Annotated in this window: 3 protein-coding genes; 1 reads left to right on the top strand and 2 read right to left on the bottom strand. The window is 74.1% G+C overall.

Annotated elements, in window-relative coordinates:
• Positions 1–420: iron chelate uptake ABC transporter family permease subunit (locus tag GX015_RS11795; RefSeq protein WP_291345353.1), on the bottom strand; the 420-nt coding region annotated here is incomplete at its 3' end.
• 95 nt (positions 421–515) lie between these two features.
• The gene (locus tag GX015_RS11790) at positions 516–1,625 is read right to left on the bottom strand and encodes an ABC transporter substrate-binding protein (protein WP_291345352.1); all 1,110 of its coding nucleotides are present in this window, start codon (positions 1,623–1,625) and stop codon (positions 516–518) included.
• 157 nt (positions 1,626–1,782) lie between these two features.
• On the opposite strand from GX015_RS11790, the gene GX015_RS11785 reads away from it, so the two are divergent.
• Positions 1,783–2,347: hypothetical protein (locus tag GX015_RS11785; protein WP_291345351.1), on the top strand; the 565-nt coding region annotated here is incomplete at its 3' end.

Genomic DNA, 2,347 nt, shown 5'->3' with positions numbered 1-2,347 from the left:
GAGGGCGGCGGGCAGGGCGGCGCCACCGGCGACCGTTACCGCGGCGGCGCCGACGGCCGCACCGGAGGAGACGCCCACCAGACCCGGCTCCGCCAGCGGATTGCCGAACACGGCCTGCAGCGCGACGCCGGCGATGGCCAGGCCCGCGCCGACGAGCAGCGCCATCGCGATGCGCGGCAGGCGGACCTGCCACATCACCACGTCGGCCTCGCCGCCGGCGCCGACGATGGACTTCAGCGAATCGGCGACGCCCGTGCCGAACTGGCCGATCGTCGCCGACCACAGCACCGCGCCCGCCAGCGCCACCGCGAGCACGACGTGGACGATGACGGACCGGCGGCGGCGTGACACGGCGGCGGCGTCGATGGGGTCGGTGCCGCCGGTGGGGCCGGCGCCGCCGGTACCGCCGGTGGGGTCCATGGGGTCGTTGCCCCCGCCCCTTTTCACGTCCACTGCGGGGGCGGGGCGGGCAGGGCGTCGTGAAGCGGAACCCGTCGAAGCGTGCAGCACTGCGGTCACGAGGAAGCCTTTCCGTAGAGGGCGTCGGCCATCGCCGCGATGACGCGCGGGGTGTCGGGGCCGAAGGACAGCAACTGCGAATCGGGGACGTCGAGGACGCTGACGTTCGCGCCGGCCGGCGTCTGCGCCATGCCCGGCAGCGAGTTCAGGGCCGCGGGGCCGCCGATCGACTCGAGCCCGTGGCTCATGACGATCACCGTGTCCGGCGCCGCCTTGACCAGCGCCTCCGGCGTCAGCGGCGTGAACGAGCCGTCGATGCCCAGGCCCTCGGCCGCGTCGACGCCACCGAGCCGCTCGATCAGGGAGGAGGCTCCGGAGTCCGGGCCGGCGATCATCGCGACCGTGGTGCCGCGCAGGTAGAGGACCATCATGCGGCGGCCGTCGGCGCGGTCGCGGGCCTCGCGGGAGGCGGCGTCCAGCTTTGCGACGATCTCCGCGCCAACCGATTCGCCATGGTCCCCGAGGCCCACCGTGGTCGCGACCCGCTCGGCCAGCGTCGCGACGGTGTCCGGCGTGCGATCGTCGGGAATGCGCACCACGGCGATGCCCGCGTCGGCGACCGTGTCCAGGACGCGCGACGGGCCGATGGACCCGTCGGTGATGATCACGTCCGGGCGCAGCTTGAGGATCGACTCCGCGTTGATCGTGTGGCCGCCCGGCGTGACCTGCGGAAGATCCGCGGCGCCGGGGAAGTCGGTGGCGGTGTCGCGGCCGACGAGGCGATCGCCCATGCCCAGCGCCCACACCATTCGGGACAGGGCGCCCGCGCGGTCGAGGGTGAGGATCCGATCCGCCGAGGCGACCTCGACCGGCGAGCCATCCCAATCGACGGTGACCGGCAGCTGCGGCGAGGGATCGTCGACGAGGATCTCCGGCGCGGCCGGCGGCAACTGCGCGGAGACGTGGCCGGAGGGGGCGGCGTTCCCGTCGTTCCCGGAACCATCGGAGGTGCCAGAGCTGCCGGAGTTGGCGGCGGCGTCCGTTCCCTCGCCCGCACCGACTCCGTTCGCGGCCGGGCCCGCGCAGCCGGCGAGCCCCGCGATGAGCACGAGGCACAGCAGCGCGGCGGCGATGACGCCGTGGCGTTTGGTCAGCGACGTGGGCATTCGGCTCCTGTTCGGGAAGGTGGGTCGTCGTCAAGCGGAGGCGCGAGGAAATGGTGACGCGCCCAACAAATGCATAGCCTACGCTTAGTTAGGCTTGCCTTGCCGCAGGATGTTAGCATGTGCGTCGCTCGAGTCACATCACTCCAAGGAGAACCAGATGAAGCACACCGTTGCCGCCCCCTCCCCCCGGATCACCCGCGCCCGCCGAGCCCTGCTCGCCGCCCCTGCCATCGCCGCCGTGGCGCTGCTCGCCGCATGCTCGGGCGGCGACGGCGAGTCCGCGACCGAGTCCTCCGCCGGCGGCCCGACCAGCGCGGCCACCACCGAAAGCGCCGCCGCCCCCGCAACGTCCGCCGACGCGGCCGCCACCGAGGCCGCCGAGACCAGCGCCAACGGCGTCACCGCCAAGGTCTCCCCCGGTGCCGAGATCGCGGACGGCTCCGAGGTCACCATCACGCTCTCCGGCCTCGACCCGGCTTACGGGGGCTACTACCTGGGCTTCTGCGGCGAGCGCCCCGAGGGCTCGCCCGCCCCCGCGTGCACCGGCGACCGCACCGTCCCGGGCACCCAGGCGTGGCTGTCCAACCGCGGCGGCACGCAGCCCGTGCCGGAGAACGGCGAGGCCACGGTCACGCTGACCGCCAAGGCCGCCGGCGGAGGACTCGGTCGCGGACTCGCCGTCGCCGCCCGAGCATGCGGCGAGCAGCGCCACGGCGGCGATG

Origin of the sequence: Corynebacterium sp., from assembly GCF_012837295.1 — a bacterium.
Taxonomy (GTDB): domain Bacteria; phylum Actinomycetota; class Actinomycetes; order Mycobacteriales; family Mycobacteriaceae; genus Corynebacterium.
Note: the sequence above shows the minus strand (reverse complement) of the source record. Positions and strands in the feature narration are given on the sequence as shown.